Annotated in this window: 10 protein-coding genes; 4 read left to right on the top strand and 6 right to left on the bottom strand. The window is 62.9% G+C overall.

What is annotated here, in order from left to right:
- Positions 1-3: 3 nt before the first annotated feature.
- On the top strand, positions 4-2,382 hold the full coding sequence (locus ACYQ2T_RS02035; RefSeq protein ID WP_459898029.1) for a tetratricopeptide repeat-containing diguanylate cyclase: 2,379 nt from the start codon (positions 4-6) through the stop codon (positions 2,380-2,382).
- 99 nt (positions 2,383-2,481) lie between these two features.
- Here ACYQ2T_RS02035 and ACYQ2T_RS02030 read toward each other — a convergent pair whose 3' ends face one another.
- From ACYQ2T_RS02030 to ACYQ2T_RS02020, 3 genes are all read right to left on the bottom strand, one after another.
- Positions 2,482-5,154 carry a TIGR03960 family B12-binding radical SAM protein gene (locus tag ACYQ2T_RS02030; protein WP_459898027.1) on the bottom strand — a complete coding sequence of 891 codons (2,673 nt, stop codon included), beginning with the start codon at positions 5,152-5,154 and terminating at the stop codon, positions 2,482-2,484.
- Positions 5,155-5,292: 138 nt separating this feature from the next.
- Positions 5,293-5,640 carry a hypothetical protein gene (locus ACYQ2T_RS02025; RefSeq protein WP_404845799.1) on the bottom strand — a complete coding sequence of 116 codons (348 nt, stop codon included), beginning with the start codon at positions 5,638-5,640 and terminating at the stop codon, positions 5,293-5,295.
- Positions 5,641-5,879: 239 nt separating this feature from the next.
- A complete protein-coding gene (locus ACYQ2T_RS02020; RefSeq protein ID WP_459898025.1) occupies positions 5,880-6,689 on the bottom strand; it encodes a tetratricopeptide repeat protein in 810 nt (269 codons plus the stop codon).
- Between the two features lie 440 nt (positions 6,690-7,129).
- Between ACYQ2T_RS02020 and ACYQ2T_RS02015 the strand changes: the two genes are divergently transcribed.
- Positions 7,130-9,127, top strand: coding sequence for a methyl-accepting chemotaxis protein (locus ACYQ2T_RS02015; protein ID WP_459898023.1), 1,998 nt, complete (start codon positions 7,130-7,132; stop codon positions 9,125-9,127).
- An 85-nt stretch (positions 9,128-9,212) separates the two neighbouring features.
- Here the strand turns inward: ACYQ2T_RS02015 and ACYQ2T_RS02010 are convergent, their stop codons facing one another.
- The 3 genes from ACYQ2T_RS02010 to ACYQ2T_RS02000 are packed head-to-tail and all read right to left on the bottom strand — an operon-like array spanning position 9,213 to position 14,041.
- A complete protein-coding gene (locus tag ACYQ2T_RS02010) occupies positions 9,213-12,404 on the bottom strand; it encodes an efflux RND transporter permease subunit (RefSeq protein WP_459898021.1) in 3,192 nt (1,063 codons plus the stop codon).
- A gap of 54 nt (positions 12,405-12,458) precedes the next feature.
- Complete coding sequence (locus ACYQ2T_RS02005) at positions 12,459-13,541, bottom strand: efflux RND transporter periplasmic adaptor subunit (RefSeq protein ID WP_459898019.1); 1,083 nt, start codon at positions 13,539-13,541, stop codon at positions 12,459-12,461.
- 35 nt (positions 13,542-13,576) lie between these two features.
- Complete coding sequence (locus ACYQ2T_RS02000) at positions 13,577-14,041, bottom strand: MarR family winged helix-turn-helix transcriptional regulator (RefSeq protein ID WP_404845794.1); 465 nt, start codon at positions 14,039-14,041, stop codon at positions 13,577-13,579.
- Between the two features lie 303 nt (positions 14,042-14,344).
- Between ACYQ2T_RS02000 and ACYQ2T_RS01995 the strand changes: the two genes are divergently transcribed.
- Together ACYQ2T_RS01995 and htpG are read left to right on the top strand one after the other, a co-directional pair.
- Positions 14,345-15,592 (top strand): glycosyltransferase family 2 protein, encoded by a 1,248-nt coding sequence (locus ACYQ2T_RS01995; RefSeq protein WP_459898016.1) that lies wholly within the window; start codon positions 14,345-14,347, stop codon positions 15,590-15,592.
- A 220-nt stretch (positions 15,593-15,812) separates the two neighbouring features.
- Positions 15,813-17,711 carry a molecular chaperone HtpG gene (htpG, locus tag ACYQ2T_RS01990; RefSeq protein WP_459898015.1) on the top strand — a complete coding sequence of 633 codons (1,899 nt, stop codon included), beginning with the start codon at positions 15,813-15,815 and terminating at the stop codon, positions 17,709-17,711.
- Positions 17,712-17,864: the final 153 nt, after the last annotated feature.

Raw genomic sequence — 17,864 nt, 5'->3', positions numbered from 1 at the left:
TCTATGAGCGAAAACACCTCCTTGCTACCCGATACCGGCCTGACCCTGTCGCGGCGCGACCTGATCTCCTTCGAGGACATCCTGCGGGAGGAGATAGCCTCGTACCTGTCGTTTACCTCGTACAGCCTCTTTTTCCCGCGCTCTGTGGACGGGGCCGGAACGTGGGCGGACCTGCGCGAAGGGCGCGCCGTCATCCTGCCGGAGGAAGGCAAGGCGCTCCTGCCGCTGGCCCTGCATGGGCAGCTGCTTGGCGTGTTTGCCGCGCGCGGCGTAGAGGTGGACCCCACCCCGTCGCTGCCCACCTACCTTGCGGCCATGGCGTGGAAGAGCATGGAAAAACTGCTACTATACAAGGCCGCAATGACGGACCCGCTCACCGGGCTGGCCACAGCCCCGCATTTTCTGCGCGTGGTGTCCGGCGACATTGCCGGAGCGCAGGACGGCCTGATGTCCCCGGCCGGTGACTGTTTGGCCGCACCCGGCACCGAGGGGGCGTCCTCCTTTGGCCTTGTGCACATCGCCCTACCAAGCATGCCTGAATGGCAGGACCGCTACGGCTACACCTTTGGGGACCGCGCCCTGTGCAGCGCAGCCGCCGCCCTGCGCGACCTGCTCCCGGAGCAGGCCGTGGCCGCGCGCCTTGACGGCGACGCCCTTGGCGTCTTCTGGCCCGGAGCCACGCCCATGGACTGCCGCGAACTGGCGGACCACATTGCATCGGGCCTGCAAACCGTCGCCGTCCCGGACATTATGCTGGGTATGGAAATGGCGCTGGACGCCACCGTGGGCCTGACCCACTACCCAACGGACATGCCCGCGCGCACCCTGCGCCAGTCCGTTCGCGAGCAAGCCGGGGCCGTCCTTGCCAAGGCCGCGCGCGCCGCAGGCTACGCCACCCACGGCGCAGCGTTCAGCTTTGGGCAAATTGTCCAGGAAGGCGGCACGGTCACGGAAATTCTGCCGCTGAACCGTATCACCGTCAGCCTTGGGCGCACTGTTGGCGCGGCCGAAGGCCAGCGCTACCTCGTGTGGTCCGACGACCACGGCGGCGGGCCGGACACGCCCCCCATGTACAAGGGTGAAATCGTCCTCATGGAGGTCCGTGCCACGTCATCCACGGCGGATGTGCTCTACCTTGCCGACACCTCGTGGACCATCACCCCAGGGGACCGCCTGTCCCTTGCCCAGCAGTCCGAAGAGGCTCCGGCCTCTGGCGCGCGCGGCGACGCCCCCCGGCGCGACCTGCTTACAGGACTGCTGCTCTACCGCGACTTTTTGGACCACTTCGCGCAGGAGCGCGACGCCTACGACAGCTTCAGCATGGTGCTGGTGCGCCTGCCGGACGCCGGGGAAAACGATACGCCCGTGCAGACGGAAATGCACCTGCGCGACGTCTCCGCCATCTGTTCGGACCTATTTGGCGACAGCGCCGTGGGCGGACGCTTCAGCATTGGCAGCCTGATTTGGTTCCTGCCCGGATGCACGGGGGATGACGCCACAGCCCTATGCGCCGCCGTCCAGCGCCGCCTTGAGCCAGTGTTGACCACCCCGCCCGCCTTTGGCATCGCGCCCTTTCCGCACCTTGGCTTCTCCCGCGCGGACGCGCTGGATAACGCCCGCAAGGCCCTTGCCTACGCGCAAATGCTCCCGGCGCCGCGCATTGGCGTGCTGGACTCCGTGGCCCTGAACATCAGCGCGGACCGGCTGTTTGCGCAGGGGCGCATCTACGACGCCATTGAGGAATACCAGCTCTCCCTGCTGGCGGACGAAGGCAACACCGTGGCCCGCAACTCCCTTGGCATTTGCCTTGCGCGCACGGGCCAGCTGTCCAAGGCCAAACAGCACTTTCAAACGGTTATCGACCGCGACGGCGGCAACCTGTTTGCCCGCTACAACCACGCCTTTGCCTGCCAGAAAATGGCGCAGTATGACAACGCACGCGCCGCATACAACGACTGCCTCGCCATTGACCCGGACCACGTGTTCAGCCTTATCCGCCTTGGCGAGTTGGCCCAGCGCGACGGCGACTTTGATGCCGCACGCGGCTACTACACCCGTGCGGCGGCCATTGGCGGGGGCGAAAAGCTGACCCACCGCTTCCTCGCCCGCCTCGCCCTTGCCCAAAAGAATCCTGACGAAGCGCGCGAGCACCTGCACCAAGCCATTCTGCACGACCCCAAAGACGCCGTGTCCCTGCACCTGATGGCGAAGCTGTACCTCGACAACGGCGAGGACCCGCACATCGCGGAGGTGCTGGCCCGCCAATCCGCCGCCCTTGCCCCGCGCCAGCCGCAATTCTGGAAGGAACTCGCCCGCGCCCTCACCGCGCAGGGCAAGGCCGAGGACGCCCACAACGCCCTCGTGCGTGCGGAAAGCGTCTAGCCGCCCGCCCCCTCTTCCCCCACTGCCATACGCAACAAAAAAAGCGCCGGAACGGCTTCCCGTTCCGGCGCTTTGCGTCGTGTCGTCTGATTCTGGTGCTTAGTCCGGCATCTCCATCCACTGGCGCAGCTTGCGCAGGACAAAGCGGTCCTGCGTCAGGTCCGGCAGTACGGCAAGAATGAGCCGCAGCGGATTGACGTATTTTTCGCTCCAGTCAAAGCGGACAGCCAGCGTGCGGTCCCCCTCGCGGGAGAAATGCTTGACGCGGGGGCGGATGTCCATGGTGCGCGGACCCTTTTTAGTCTGGCGCGTCCACGGAATCTCATCCTGCTCCATCGCGGTCTCCCACGCCTGCATCCACGCATCCGCGCCGTCGTCGAGGAAGGTGAGCACATAGTCCTCGGCCACGGGCTGGGGCTGCTTTTTCGCCAGCGACAGGGTCTCCACCCGCACAAGGTCAAAGCCAATGGGCAACTGCGACGCGATGCGGCGCGAGAATTCATCAATGGGCATTGCCTCGCGCAGGTAGAGGTTGAACCACTCCTGCTCGCTCTCCACCCCAACGGGCAGCGCCATGCCAAAGGACATGCGCGGCAAGGGGTGAAAGCCCTGCGAAAAGCTCACGGGAATACGGGCGCGGCGGAGCACACGCTCCAGCATCACCTGCATCTCCACCTGCGAGACGAACCGCGCCAGTCCGCTCTTGGCGTGCCAAATGCGGTAGTGCGCGGCCTTCTCCGCCAGCGGTCCGAGGGACGGCGGCTTGGGCTTGGCACGCGGGTTCACGGGCTTGGCCGGAGCCTCCTCCACAGGCGTAGCGGCCTCGTCCTGCGGCTCAGGCTGGGCGGGCTGCGCCTCGGGCGCGGTGGTGGCGTGGGTGTTGGACTCCTCGGTGGCGTCGCACTGGTCGCGGTGCTCAAAGATGACGCGCGGGCGGATGTCCATATCCTTGCCCTGCTGTTCCAGTTCGGTCTGCCGTCCGTCCATATTGCACACACCGCAGTTGCGGCAGGCGTGGTAGCGGCAGTCCGGGGTCAAGCGCTCCTCAACGGCGCGGCGGCGCTCCGTGAGCAGGAAGGACTTGCGCACGCCCGGATGCAGGTGGTCCCACGGCAGGGGACCATCAAGGTCGCGGGCGGCGAGAAATTCCATGGGGTCCAGCCCCTCTTCCGCCATGGCCTCAAGCCACGGCTCCAGCTTCATATGGTCTATCCAGCTGGCAAACAGCGCGCCCTTGGCCACCGCACGCTCCACAACCGGGGCAAGGCGGCGGTCACCGCGCGAGAAGATGCCTTCCAGAAAGCTCATCTCCGGCATATGCCAGCGCAGTTTGATGCGCTTGTGGGGCTTCAGCTTCTCACGCAGGTAGTTCACACGCTCGCGCACCTCGTCCATGGTGAGCTGTCGCTCCCACTGGAAAGGCGTGTGCGGCTTGGGCACAAAGGGCGACACCGCCGCCGTGACCTGAAAGCGCTTTTCGTACTTGCCCGCGCAGTCGCGCACCTTGAGGCACAGGTCCACAATGGCGTCCATATCCTCAAAGGTTTCCGTGGGCAGACCCAGCATAAAGTACAGCTTCACCTGCTGCCAGCCGCGGTCATAGAGCTTGCGGACGTGGGCGATGAGGCCTTCTTCGGTGACGCCTTTGTTGATGACGTCGCGCAGGCGCTGGCTCCCCGCCTCCGGTGCAATGGTCGCGCCAGTGCGGCGGATGGAGGCCATAAGCTCCATGATGCGTTCGCTCACGGACCCAACACGCAGGGACGGCAGGGAAATAGCCACCTGCTCCTTACGGCAGCGGCTAAAGCTCTGCTCGAACAAATGTTCCAGGCCGGAATAGTCGCCCGTGGACAGGGACAGGAAGGAGAGGTCCTCGTAGCCGGTCTTCTCCAGCCCGTCGGCGATGAGGGCGTCGAGGGTATTGGGGTCGCGCTCGCGGGCGGGACGGTAAATCATACCCGCCTGACAGAACCGGCACCCGCGCGTACACCCGCGCGCAATCTCCACGGCCAGCCTGTCGTGCACGGGCTGGGCAAAGGGCACAATGTGATTGGTGGGAAACGGCGTTTCCTCCATGCTCTCGACAATGGCCTTCTCCACGTGGGGGTAGTCCTCACGCAGGGGGCGCGGCGGCTGCGGCGCACCGGGGCTGTCGAACAGCGAGGGGATGTACACACCGGGCATGTGGCGCATGGACTCAAGCGTCTCGCGGCGCGAATGTCCGGCCTTTTTGGCGGCGTCGATGTGCTCCAGAATGCACATCTGCACCTCTTCGCCGTCGCCAAGGACCATAAAGTCCATAAACGGCGCAATGGGTTCGGCGTTGAAGGTGCATCCGCCGCCCGCCATGATGAGGGGCGCCTCGCCAAGGGGCAGGTCCATGCGGTCCTCTGTGCGGCGGGGAATGCCGCCAAGGTCCAGCATATGCAAAATATTGGTGTAGCACAGCTCGTGCGTGACGTGAAAACCCACCAGATCCATCTGCGCCAGCGGGGTGTCGGACTCCAGCGTACACAGCGGCTCGCCGCGTTCGGTCAGGATGGCCGCCACATCCTCGCCCGGGGTGAAGACGCGCTCCGCCCAGAACGCGTCGCGCTCGTTGATGATGCCATAGAGGATCTTCTGACCAAGGTAGGCCATGCCGACCTCGTACAGGTCGGGGAAAGCCAGCGCCATCCGCACGGACACGGTTGCCGGGTCCTTGTGCACGGTGCCGGGTTCGGTGCCCATATATTTGCTGGGACCGTTAAAAAGCGGAAGTAGTGAACGCATTCGTGCGCCTCCGGCGGTGCTGGCGCATCCGCCTGTGTCGTCGTGACTGGTGGAAAAGCCCATGCGGGCAAAGCCACTGGGGTGGCAAAAAAAGGGCGGCCCGCAGGCCGCCCCAAAACATCGCCGGACCGCCAGTCGCTACTTCTTGAGAAGCTGGGACAGGTCGGAAACGTTGCCGCCCTGGCCGCCGAGGTTGTTCAGGTCGCCCGGCTTGGCGAGGGTGAGGTTGGAAGCCGCCTCGATGTACTTGTTCTTCAAGTCATCGGGGCAGTTTTTGTATTCGTAGATGACGTATTCGTAGGAAATTTCGGCGTCAATCTCGTTATCAAAGGGATAACCGAAAGGCAGCAGCATCATCTGCACGCCCTGCTGGGCAGGAACGGTCTGCAGGATGGCGGCGTCTTTCAGCTGCTTTGCTTCTTCGTCGTACTTGCCGATGACCATCTCACCGTTGATGAGCTTCACCAGGCGAATATCGTATGCCATAATGGTATGTCTCCTTACTCGGGTTTCACGTGGAAAGTAGAGTCTCCACCCCACCCTGTCAAGCAGTGGCCCGATCAGGATGCATTCCTCTGAAAATATTGACAATACACGAAAAATCGCCGCCTCTGCACCCGGGCGAGGCGGCGATGTTGCACACTCGGGGGGCTGGCCTTGCCGCAAAGGGGGCCTCGTCACCGCCAATGGCGCGACTGCGGGCGTCCCCGCGCAGCTGGCGCCAACTAGGCGGCTTCCCCGCCCTTTTGCTCCACGGTGCGCAGGAATTTTTTCAGCTGCACGATGTCCGGACCCAGTTCAAAGGCGCGGCGGCCAAGGGTCAGCGCCTGATCATAGCGCTTTCCGGCGGCGGAAAGCCGCGCAAGGCCAAAGAGCACATGGGCGGTGTCGCCGCTCTTTTTCTGGGCACGCTGGAAGTACTCCATGCCGCGCTTGAGGTCCTTGGTCTTCACGGCGGCTTCGTAGAGCATCTCGCACGCGCGGCGGCTGTTGGGGTCCACCTCAAGGGCCTTGCGCAGGTGCTCAAAGGATTCGGAATAAAATCCAGCGGCCTGCAACCGCTCGGCAATCATCAAAAACAGCGCGTCCTCATCCACATGGATGTCCACGGCCTCGCGGAAGGATTGCTGGGCTTCCTTGATCATGCCGCGCTCCAGATAGCGGGTGCCGCCAAGCAGGGCGCGGTCAATCTTGAGCTTGCGCTCGCGCATGGCCTCCATGCTCTCCCGCCGCTGGTCCTCCTGCATGGCCTTGATGATGGGCACCAGTGCGGCAAGGAGCTTTTTCTCCTGCCCCTTGCTCCACGACAGCGGCTGGGCGGACATTTCCTTGACCTTGGCGATGCCGGTGACATTGCCGAGGTTTTCGCGCACCAGGTTGCCAATGCGCTGCATATCCATGGAGTGTATCTTGTGCTGAATCATCAGCTTCAGCGCTTCCGCGAGGGCAATCAGGCTTTTGAGTTCCTCGCCCTTGCGGTACGCGGCGCGGCACCGGTTGAGATGCTGTTCGACAATCTGGGCTGCCTTGGGCATATGCATCCTTTTTGCTTGAATATCTCTTGTGATGGAGCGGTCCCACGCATTGGCGGGCGCCGCGTCGGACTATCCTAGCAATTTCGGGGCACTTTTTGAAGATATTCCATCACGCGCCCCCGGCGAAGCAAAAAACCGCATCCGGGCCGCGCTGCGCTTATGCTGCGCAGGTTTGGCGCAGGCCAGCACCGCCCACCACAGGGGGGAATACATCCGGGACAAGAGGTCCTGTACTATGGTATAAACGTCACAGCGTGATTCGGACAATCCCGCCCGCGTGCAACGCGCACGCGCATGGCTTCACCGGCGACGCACCACCACGGCGCCGCACGCCGAGGCCCCGCCCCGGCCCTGCGGCTAACGCATATGGTGGCATCTCCGGTTTCCATGACCAGTTCACCCAGAACAGTGCAGCTGCCTCCTGCACAGGAGATCACCCAATGGCCAACACGTCTTCCTCTTCTTCCCGCACAACTCCCCTTCTGATTCTTGGCGGCGTTCTCTCTGTCCTGTGCCTTGCCGCAGGAGCGCTGGCCTCGTTGTGGGCGGGAATCGGAGCGGCCGTCATCGGCCTTATCCTCACCGCAGTTCTATACCTTGGCGCGGCCAAGACGCAGCGCGAGGCCGCCGCACAGGCCGACCTGGCCCAGCGCGATATTGAATCCTACCGCGAGGAAGCGGGCCTGCTTTCCCGCGCCCTTGCCGCGGCGCAGCTGCCCATTATCGTCTGCGCGGACGCCGAAACCGTCTGGGGCGCCAGCATGGCCATGGCCGAGCTTGTGGGCGCGGACGACCCGTCCGAGCTCAAGGGCCTTCCCCTGCGCGATGTGCTGGGCGAGGACCTTGCACTGGCCCTCGCGCGCGAGGGGCGCGCCGGAAGCGTTGACGGCACCCTGCATACCACCGGCAAACAGGTCCGCGTGCATATTGGGCGCGACATGGATACCGGCGTCTTTGCCCTGCAAATGAGCGACACCACCGAAATTGATAAGTACTGCACGGAATCCGAACAACAACGCCAGCAGTTCAAAAACGCCTTTGCCTCGGTGAACAAGCTGGCCCAGCGCCTTGCCAGTTCCTCCGAACTCATGAGCGCCCACGCCGACGAACAGGCGCAAGGCTCCCGCCGCCAAAAGGAACAAACGCAGGCCGTCGCCGAAGCTGTGGAAAAGCTCATGGAGGCCGTGATGGAGGTGGCGGAGAACGCCACAGGCACCTCACAGGCCGCCGAGTCTGCACGTTCCGAGGCCGCCGACGGTGTGCAGCTGGTGCGTCAGGCCGTGGACCACATCAACGCGCTGTCCAAGTCCGCCAAAGGCCTTGCCGAGCAGTTGGCCGAATTGGACAACCGTACCGGTGAAATTGGCCGCATTATCGGCGTCATCAACGACATTGCGGACCAGACCAACCTGCTGGCCCTCAACGCCGCCATCGAGGCCGCCCGCGCGGGCGACGCCGGACGCGGCTTTGCCGTTGTGGCCGATGAAGTCCGCAAGCTGGCGGAAAAGACCATGGTCGCCACCAAGGAAGTGGAGAGCGCCATCCACACCGTGCAAAGCTCCGCCAAGGACGCCGTGGAATCCATGGACGTCACCGGCAAGCAGGTGGAGCAGAGTACCGAGCTGTCCAACAGCGCCGGCGAGTCACTGGAAAAGGTTATGGAGCGCATTGACGACATGGTGGACCGCGTAGCGCAAATCGCCTCCGCCGCAGACGCCCAGTCCGGCCACGCCGAACAGATTTCCGGCAGCATCGACGAAATCGCCGACATTGCCCGCGACGCCGACGAAGGCGCATCCCAGCAGGCCTACGCCACCCGCGACCTGGCCAAGCTCTCCAGCGAACTGCTTACCCTGGCCAAGGCCACGGGCGAAGATGGCGCAAGCTCCGGCTTTATGCTGCAGGAGGGCGAGGGCATGATGAAGGGCGTTCTGCCCCAGCTCATGCATGAGTTCATTGAGCAAAAGCTCGGCAGCGAAGCCTTTAGCGCCGTGCAGGAAGAACTGGGCGAGCCGACCTTCCTGCCTACAGAAAGCTACCCCGACCACGTGCTGACGCAAATGGCCGACATCGCTGCCAGTGCCACAGGCAAAAGCCGCGACACCATTTTCCGCGAGCTGGGCCACTACACCATTGGCGGCTTCCACAGGATGTACAAGCGCTACTTCAAGGCCGACAACCTCAAGGACTTCCTCCTGACCATGAACGACACCCACGCCGATGTGATTAAAAACATGCCCGGCATGGTTCCGCCCGGCTTCACCATTGAAGACAAGGGCAAGGTGCTGTTCATGAACTACCACTCCAAGCGCGCCCTGTTTGCCTACTTCCAAGGCATCCTTGAAGGCGCGGCGGAGTTCTTCCACGAGAAGGTGGACGTCAAACTCAAGCCCCTTGATGCCGAAACCGCCCGCGCGGAGATTCACTTCAAGGGCTAGTGCCCCACTCTCCCAAACGCACACGCAAAACGCCCCCGCCGGACAGTCCGGCGGGGGCGTTTTTTTGGTGCAATATGTGGCGCTATTAGGCGTCGTACGCGGCTTCGGCCTCACTGCGGCGTTGCTCCCAGCCAAGGAAGAACATCAGCAGGCTGGGAATCACAAACACCGTGAAGATGGTGGACAGGGCAAGGCCGCCCAGAATCACGGAGCCAAGGCCGCGGTACAGCTCGGAACCAGGACCGGGGGCCACGGCCAGCGGCAGCATGCCGAAGATGGACGTCAGCGCGCTCATGTAGATGGGGCGCAGACGCGTGCGTACGGACTCCAGCACGGCCTCCTTGTAGGCCATGCCGTGGTCGCGGATATTGTTCAGGCTCTGGTGTACGATGAGGATGGCGTTATTCACCACCACGCCGATGAGGATAACGAAGCCGAGCATCGTCACCACGTCGAGGGGCTGGTAGGTGATCAGCAGGTTCTCCAGCTTCAGGCCGAGGAACCCGCCCGCCGCCGCAAGAGGCACCGTAAACAGAATGACAAACGGATACAGGAAGTTCGAGAACAGCGACGACATCAGCAGATAAATGATGACGATGGCCAGCACAAAGTTCCACTGCAAGGCCTGACGCGTCACGGTCAGCTTGTCCGCCGCACCGGCAAGACGCACGTCAATGTTCTCCAGCAGGCCGGATTTCTGCACATCGGGAATGATGCCGTTTTGGATGGTCTCCATGGCCTGCTCCAGCGGCAGGGTCTCGGGCGGCGTCACCTGCAGGGTGATGGTACGGCGGCGCTCAAGGTGGCGGATTTCCGTAATGCCGTTGGCGCGTTCAAGGTCCGTCAGCAGGGAGACCGGCACCAGCCCCGTGGCGGGGGTGGCCAGCTGCGCATCATACAAGGCCTCCGGCGTGGAGATATCCTCACGCGAGGCCTTGAGCACAAGATCAATCTTCTTTTTGCCCTCTTCCTTAAACTCGCCCACCTTGCGGCCGTCCATGAGTACATCGAGGGCAACGCCCACTTCGCCGGCGGTCATGCCAGCGGCGCGCACGCGGTCGCGGTTTGGCGTCATGCGCACTTCGGGGAAGGAGAGTTCAAGGGACGGCTTGGGGCGAATCTGCGCGCCGGGTACAGCGCCATTGATGGCCCCAAACAACGCGCCGCCAGCGGCGGTGAGCTGTTCCAGACTATCGCCGGACAGGTCGAGGTCAATGGCGCGGCCACCGCCCAGACGGTCCTGAAAAATGCCCGCCTGCAGGCTGACGCCAAAGGTGCCGGGGATGGAGTTCGCCACCTGCGACATCTTGCCCAAAAGCTCGCCGGCCCGCTGCTCGTGCCGGGACACCACGCCAAAGATATTGAACCCCGGCGCGCCCACGTAGAACATGTTCTGAATACCGGGCAGGCCCTCCCACTCGTCATTATCCAGAAGCGGTCCGGTCTCCTTAAAAATCTGCTCGCCCATGGCGTCCTTTTCGGACACGGACAGCCCCGGCGGCGGGATAAGGATATTCACCAGCAGGTTTCTGTTGCCCTGCGGCAGGTATTCCATCTTGGGCAGGAACAGCCACGACATGCCAACGGCAAACACCGTCAGCGACACCACCGTCACGAGCCGCGACACGCGTGAGGACAGCGCAAGTTCGCTCAGTCCCATCATCAGGCCGGTCACGGTCTCGCCAAACCTGTCAAAGGCGCGGGTGACGGGGTTGCAGCCACGCGTGCACGCGGCGGCGTCCCCGTCCTTGTCTTTGCCACCCTTGCCGCGGCCAAGGCGCTTCTCCGTAAAGGTGAAGAACTGGTTGCACAGCATGGGGATGACGGACACGGACACAAACAGGGAAAGCGCCACGGCGCAGGTCACGGCGATGGCGATGTCCTTAAACAGCTGGCCCGCTTCCTCCTCCATAAACACCACTGGCAGGAAGACCGCCACAGTGGTCAGGGTGGAGGCCAGCACCGCGCCCCAAACCTCGCGCGTGCCGTCATAGGCGGCGCGGAAGGGCGACTTGCCCAGCTGTTTCCGGTGCCTGTCGATGTTCTCCAAAACAACGATAGCGTTATCCACCAGCATGCCCACGGCAAAGGATATACCCGCAAGGGACACCACGTTCAGGTTGCGGCCAAAGCCGCTCATAAAGATGAACGCGCCGATGATACTAATGGGAATCGCCACAGCTACGATAACCGTGGAGGAGAAGCTGCGCAGGAAGATAAGCAGCACGCACACCGCCAACACGCCGCCGATGATGATATTACGCTTCACAAGGTCGATGGCGCCGTTGATGTAGGGACGCTGGTCGTAGGACCAATCGAGGAACACGCCCCGGTTTTTCAGCTTGCCGTCGTTGAGCTTTTGCACCTCGTTCCACACGTCGTCGGTGACCTGCAAAACGTTGGCCCCGGGTTCGGGCTTTACGCCTACGGCGATGCCGGGGTCGCGGTTGTGCATGATGGAGGCTTCGCGCTTTTCGTAGCCGAATTCGGCAAAGCCCACGTCGCGCAGGTGCACCCGCCGCTCGCCCGAGGAGCTGATGACCATGTCTTCAATCTCCGCAGGGGACTTGAACTCGCCGATGGAACGGATGCGGTACTCGCGGCGGCCAAGCTCCATGTTGCCAGCGGAAATGCTCATGTTCTCGGCCTTGAGCACCGCAATGAGCTTGTCGATGGTCAGGCGGTGGGCGGCCATTTTCACCGGATCCACGATGACATGCATCTCGCGCTCGGTGCCGCCGCCCACAAAGAGTTCGGCCACGCCGTCCACACGCTCCAGATACTGCCGCACCTCGTTCTCGAAGAATGTCCGATAGGTGTCGATGTCCTTCTCGTTGTCCGGCAGGTTCTTGAGCATCATCCAGATGATGGGGTTGGTGGACTCGCCCGTGGCGCTGATGACGGGCTTATCCGCCGTCAGCGGATAGGAGGGAACCTCGTTCAACTTATTGGAGACGCGCAGCAGCGCGTCGTCGGCATCGGTGCCGATTTTGAACTTGAGGGAAATTCTGCCCCGGCCGGTCTGGGAACGGCTTTCCATCTCCACAAGGCCGGAGACGCCCTTGAGCACCTTCTCCTGTTCCTCGATGATGTCGCGTTCCACCTCGTAGGGGGTGGCGCCCGTCCACGTGGTGGAGACGGTAATTTCCGGCTCCGTCACGGTGGGCGTTAGCTGGTAGGGCATGCCAAACAGGCCAATAAGGCCAAAGAGCACCACAAGAATGATGCCCACAAGCACGGTCACGGGCTTCTTAATGGAATACTGGATGAAATCCATCAACTCTCCCCGGTAGTCGCACCAATCCCGGCGCGGAAGCGAATTGCGGTCGAACTAGATTCTGTCGGAAACGATGACGGACTGGCCCGGGCGCAGACGCTCGTTGCCCTTGACCACCACGTCCATGCCAGGCGACAGGCCGTCGCCGGATATGGCGGCGTCCAGCCCCATATAATCGCTGACCCGGATGGGCACAGGCTGGGCCGCGCCATCGGCAATGGTAAAGATAACCGTGCCCTGCGGCGATGTGACCACCGCGTCGCGCGGGACAATGAGCGACTGCACAGGCGCGCCAATAGGCAGGCGGACCTCCGCGTCCATCCCCTGCGCAAGGCCGGGAGCATCCTTGATGCGGACCTTCACCGGGAAGGTGCGGGTGGTTATGTCGCCGCGCGGAATAACGGCGAAGACCACACCCTCGTACTCCTCGCCGCCGACGCGGACGGGAACGGACGCCCCTTTCTGCACCGTGCGCAGCACGCTGGCGGGCACGTTCACGTGCACGTCCACGGCGTCGTCACGGGCCAAAACGGCCACGGTTGCCCCGGGAGACAGCCATTCGCCCCGCTCCACCTCACGCGCAAGAACAACGCCCGTGAACGGTGCGGGCACGCGGGCCTTGGCCAGTTCGATGGTCATTTCTGCCACCTCGGCCTGCAGGGCGTCCACGCGGCGCTCCAGTTCAATGACGCTGTAGCGGGAATCGTCGAAATCCTGTTCGGAAATGGTTCTGCTGGTATACAGGCGGCTGAGGCGGCCAAACTCAATACGCTCCCGCTCAAGGGACGCACGAGACTCGGCCAATGCCGCTTTGGATGCGGCAAGGCGCTCTTTGGTCAGGCTGGTATCAAGGGCCACAAGACTTGTGCCCCGGGAAATGCGGTCGCCTTCCTCAAAGCTTACACGCACAACACGGCCGCTGACTTCAGCGGCCACATCGGCAACCTCTGGGAAATAGACCGTGCCAACGTACACGGACCGAGGCGTCACCGAACCGGAGACGGCCTTGGTCACGATAACCTTGGCGGGAGGTGGTCCCTGCTTCTTTTGCGAGGAATCCTCCTGCGCGCCCGCAGGGAAGGCGCACATAAGAAGGATGAGGGCGGACAAGACAACAGCAGCAGGCAGACGCGACATAAGCAGACCTCCGGCCGCCCTCATGGCGGCTCGATTTAACTCGTGGTTTCGCGCATATCAACGATGTGGTTACACAGTGTGTTGAGCATACGGACCAGTTCCTTCTGTTCGTCATCACTCAGACAGGAGAACGCCTTGCTGGCGAGGTCCATGACAAATGGCATGACTTCGCCGCGCAGCTCGCGACCTTTGGACGTCAGATAGATTTTGTAGGTCCGCCTGTCCGAGGGGTCCTTCTCGCGGTAGACTATACCTTTCCCTTCAAGGACGTCTATCATCCGAGTGATGTTCGCCGTATCTTTGAAGGACAACTCGGCCAGCTCCTTCTGGGAGCGGCCTTCCTGCTCCCACAGGTGGCACAACAGCGCCCACTGCTCGCTTGTCACTTCGATTCCGGCTTCGCGCAGGTAGCGGCGTAGCTCAAACTTGATGGCCTTGCCCGTGCGGGCAATGACGTAACCTGGATAATTGGTCAGAAAATATTTCTCTTCTGTAATCATAGTGCAACATCCCCTATAGTGAGTGCTCACCCACTATCCCCGCAAGTCTTGTGTGTCAATGCTTTTCGACAATCAGCCGGGGTCCCGGCCAATTTACATTTCCCTTGGCACAAGATTGCGTTATCTTTGTACGATGGAGCGAGACTGCAATCCGTCAGGCGCCACTTGCGCCTGCGCCCCACCGATTGTCTGCAACAGTGGTCACCTATAACAGATGATTATTGCGGGAACAACAGTCTTCCACCTGATCTTTTTTTGCATGATAAATCAGGGAACTAGTTTCAAAACACCAGGGGAAACGTCATGAAAACGCCACATTTTCGCGTCGCCATCATCATCCCCGCACTCAATAATCCTGCCCTGACCTCCGACTGCCTCACCTCCATCAAGGCCACCACACAGGGGCACAGCATCGCCGTGGTGGTGGCAGACAATGGCTCTGAGGCCAACAGCCTGCACATGGTGAACAAGCACCTTGCGGCCACCTTTCCGGAAAGCGGCTTCCTGCTCCAACACCCGGCGGGCACGCCCTTTGGCGTCGCCTGCACCCGCGCCGGACAGGCCGTAGACAGTGATTTTCTCTTTCTGCTCAACAACGATACCCTGTGCGAAGACGGCTGGCTGCCCCCGCTCCTTGCCGCCTTTGACGACACGCCGGACCTTGGCGCCGCAGGGCCGCTGCTGCTCTTTCCGGAAACGCGCACCGTGCAGCACCTTGGCGTCGCCTTCCACCCGGACATGGGACCGGAGCACATCTACTCCCACGTTCCCGGCACGCACCCGCTGTGTCAGGTGCGCCGTCCGGTGCAGGCCATCACCGGAGCGGCCATGCTCATACCGCGCCCCCTCTTTTATGACATGGGCGCGTTCCACGAGGGCTACCGCAACGGATTCGAGGACCTTGAACTGTGCTGCCGCCTGCGTCAGGCCGGGCGCAGCGTCCGGGTTGTGCCCTCCAGCACGGTGCTGCATGTGGGGGGCAGTACAGAAGGACGCTTTGCAAGCGACATCCACAACGGCCGCCTGCTGCGCGAGCGCTGCCCGGACTGCTTCGAGCCGGACTTCCACGCCCTTGTCACGCGCGACGGCTTTGAGGTCCGCCTCACCCGCGCCCTTGATCCGTACCCCGCCCTGCCGCGTGAACGCGGGGAGGAACTGGCGCGCCGCGCCGCGGATAAGCCCCTGAGCGTCATCATGGACACCCTCGCCCGTGAACTCTTTTGGGAGGAAGGCTACCACCTTGCCATCTCCCGGCTGGAGGCCGCCGGGGACCTGAGCGGCGCACTGGGTGTTCGGTATACGCAGTCGTTGTTCATGCCCCACGCGGCCAATGCCGCCGCCCTTGCGGGGCTGGCCGCCCGTTGCGGGCACACGGACCTCGCCCGGGCCGTCTCCGCCACCTGCGACACCCTCCTCTCGCGGGAGCGGGACACCGCCGCCCTCACCCAGACCGCCCGCCGCTACGCGGCCCTGTTTGCCGCGCGCGGGGACGAACGCCACGCCGCGCTCTATCGCCGGTGGCTGGAGCCTGCGGCCCCGCCCGCCCACTAGGCGGGGATGTGCCACGTCCCACGGGTCCACCCTATGTCTCAAAGCAACAGGCGCGGACGCTGCCCAGCGTCTGCGGCGCGCCGCCCTGCCCCAAAGCCCCGCCCGCACGGTGCGTCCACAGCCCACCGCACAGGGTTTCTGTCACCCGCCCCCTTGACAATCCGCACCACGAAATTATGTGCAAGAAGAAATTTTTTGTCTGAAAGAGGAGGAATCCCACATGGCTGCACAGCACAGCGAACATACATTTAAGGCCGAGATCACCCAGCTTCTCGACATCATCACCAACTCCATCTACACCAACCGCGACATTTTCCTGCGCGAGCTTATCTCCAATGCGTCCGACGCCATGGACAAGGTCCGCTTTTTGACCTCCAGCGGCAGCGACGTTGTGGACTCCGACGCCGAACTCGCCATCACCATCACCACGGACAAGGACGCGCGGACCATCACGGTGACGGACACCGGCATTGGCCTCACGCGCGACGAACTCATCGCCAACATCGGCACCATCGCCCACTCCGGCTCTGCCTCCTTCATGGAAGAGGCCGCCAAAAACGGCACGCAGGCCGATTCCATCATCGGGCGCTTTGGCGTTGGCTTCTACTCCGTGTTCATGGTGGCGGACAACGTCACCATCACCAGCCGCTCCGCCATGCAGGACGCAGCCCCCGTGGTCTGGACCTCCGGCGGCACGGGCAGCTACACTATCGAGGACGCCGAAGGCGACGTGCCCCGCGGCACCACCATCTCCATCCACCTGAAGGAAGACGCCGCCGACTTTGCGGACACCGAGCGCCTCAAGGGCATCATCCGCGAGCACTCCAACTTTATCTCCTTCCCCATCAAGGTGGACGGCGAGCATGTGAACACCCAGCCCGCCCTGTGGCGCGAGCCCAAGTTCCAGATCAAGCAGGACCAGTACGACGAGTTCTACAAGTTCCTCACCTACGACACCAACGCCCCGCTGGACACCCTGCACATCGCGGTTGACGCGCCCGTACAGTTCAACGCCCTGCTCTTTGTGCCGGATATGTCCTCCGGCGGCTTCTTCAATGATCCCGAAACCTACGGGCTGGACCTGTACGTGCGCCGCGTGCTCATCGACCGCCGCCACAAGGACCTCATCCCCCAGTATCTCGGCTTTATGCGCGGCGTGGTGGACACCGAGGACCTGCCCCTCAATATCTCCCGCGAGACCCTGCAGGAAAACGTCCTCATCGACAAAATCCGCAACACCGTCACCAAGCAGGTGCTCACCCGTCTGGCCAAACTGGCCGAGGACGACGCGGAAAAATACGCCTCCTTCTGGAAGAACCACCACAAGGTGTTCAAGCTGGGCTACAGCGACTTCATGAACAAGGACCGCTTTGCCGAACTGCTGCGCTTCAACTCCTCCGCCAACGAGGACGCCGACGGCCTGACCTCCCTCGCCGAATACGCCGAGCGTATGAAGGACGGCCAGAAGGAGATTTACTACATCTCCGGCAACAGCCGCGAAGCCATCCGCCTGAACCCCCACGGCGAAATTTTCCGCCGCAAGGGCATTGAGGTGCTCTACCTCTACGAGCCCATTGACGAATTCATCATGGAGGCCCTGCGCGAGTACAAGGAATTCCGCCTTGTGGCCGCAGAGCAGGCCGACATGGCCGCCCTTGAGGCCTTCAAGGACACCGAGGACGGCCCCGCCGCCACCGAGACCCTGTCCGAAGAGGACGAAAAGACCTTTGACGACGTGCTGGCCGCCATCAAGAGCATCCTTGGCGAGCGCGTGGAGGACGTGCGCGTCTCCCGCCGCCTCAAGGACAGCCCCGCCTGCCTCGTCAGCGCGGACGGCACCAGCTCCCAGATGCAGAAAATGATGCAGATTATGTCCAAGGACACCACGCCCCCAGTCAAAATTCTGGAGCTGAACCGCGACCACGCGCTGGCCCGCAATCTGCTGAAAATCTACAAGGGCGACGCCGAGGACCCGTTCTTCCGCACCAGCGTGGAGCACCTGTACGAAGGCGCGCTCCTGCAGGAAGGCTACCTCAACGACCCGCACGCCCTTGTGGCGCGCATCAACGAGCTGTTGGAAAAATCCAGCGGCTGGTACGCCGAAATCAAAAACTACTAGCGCCCCGCGCTTCCCCCGGCGCGTGCGGCATCCGCCCAGCGCGCCGGAACTCTTTCCCCCATATGACAAGCCGCCCCGGACCACGCTCGGCCGGGGCGGCTGTGTTATGTCTGCCACGTCGCTAAACGCCCCTTCGCGTTGACAGAACTTTCC

It is taken from the genome of Desulfobaculum senezii, from assembly GCF_054657395.1.
Note: the sequence above shows the minus strand (reverse complement) of the source record. Positions and strands in the feature narration are given on the sequence as shown.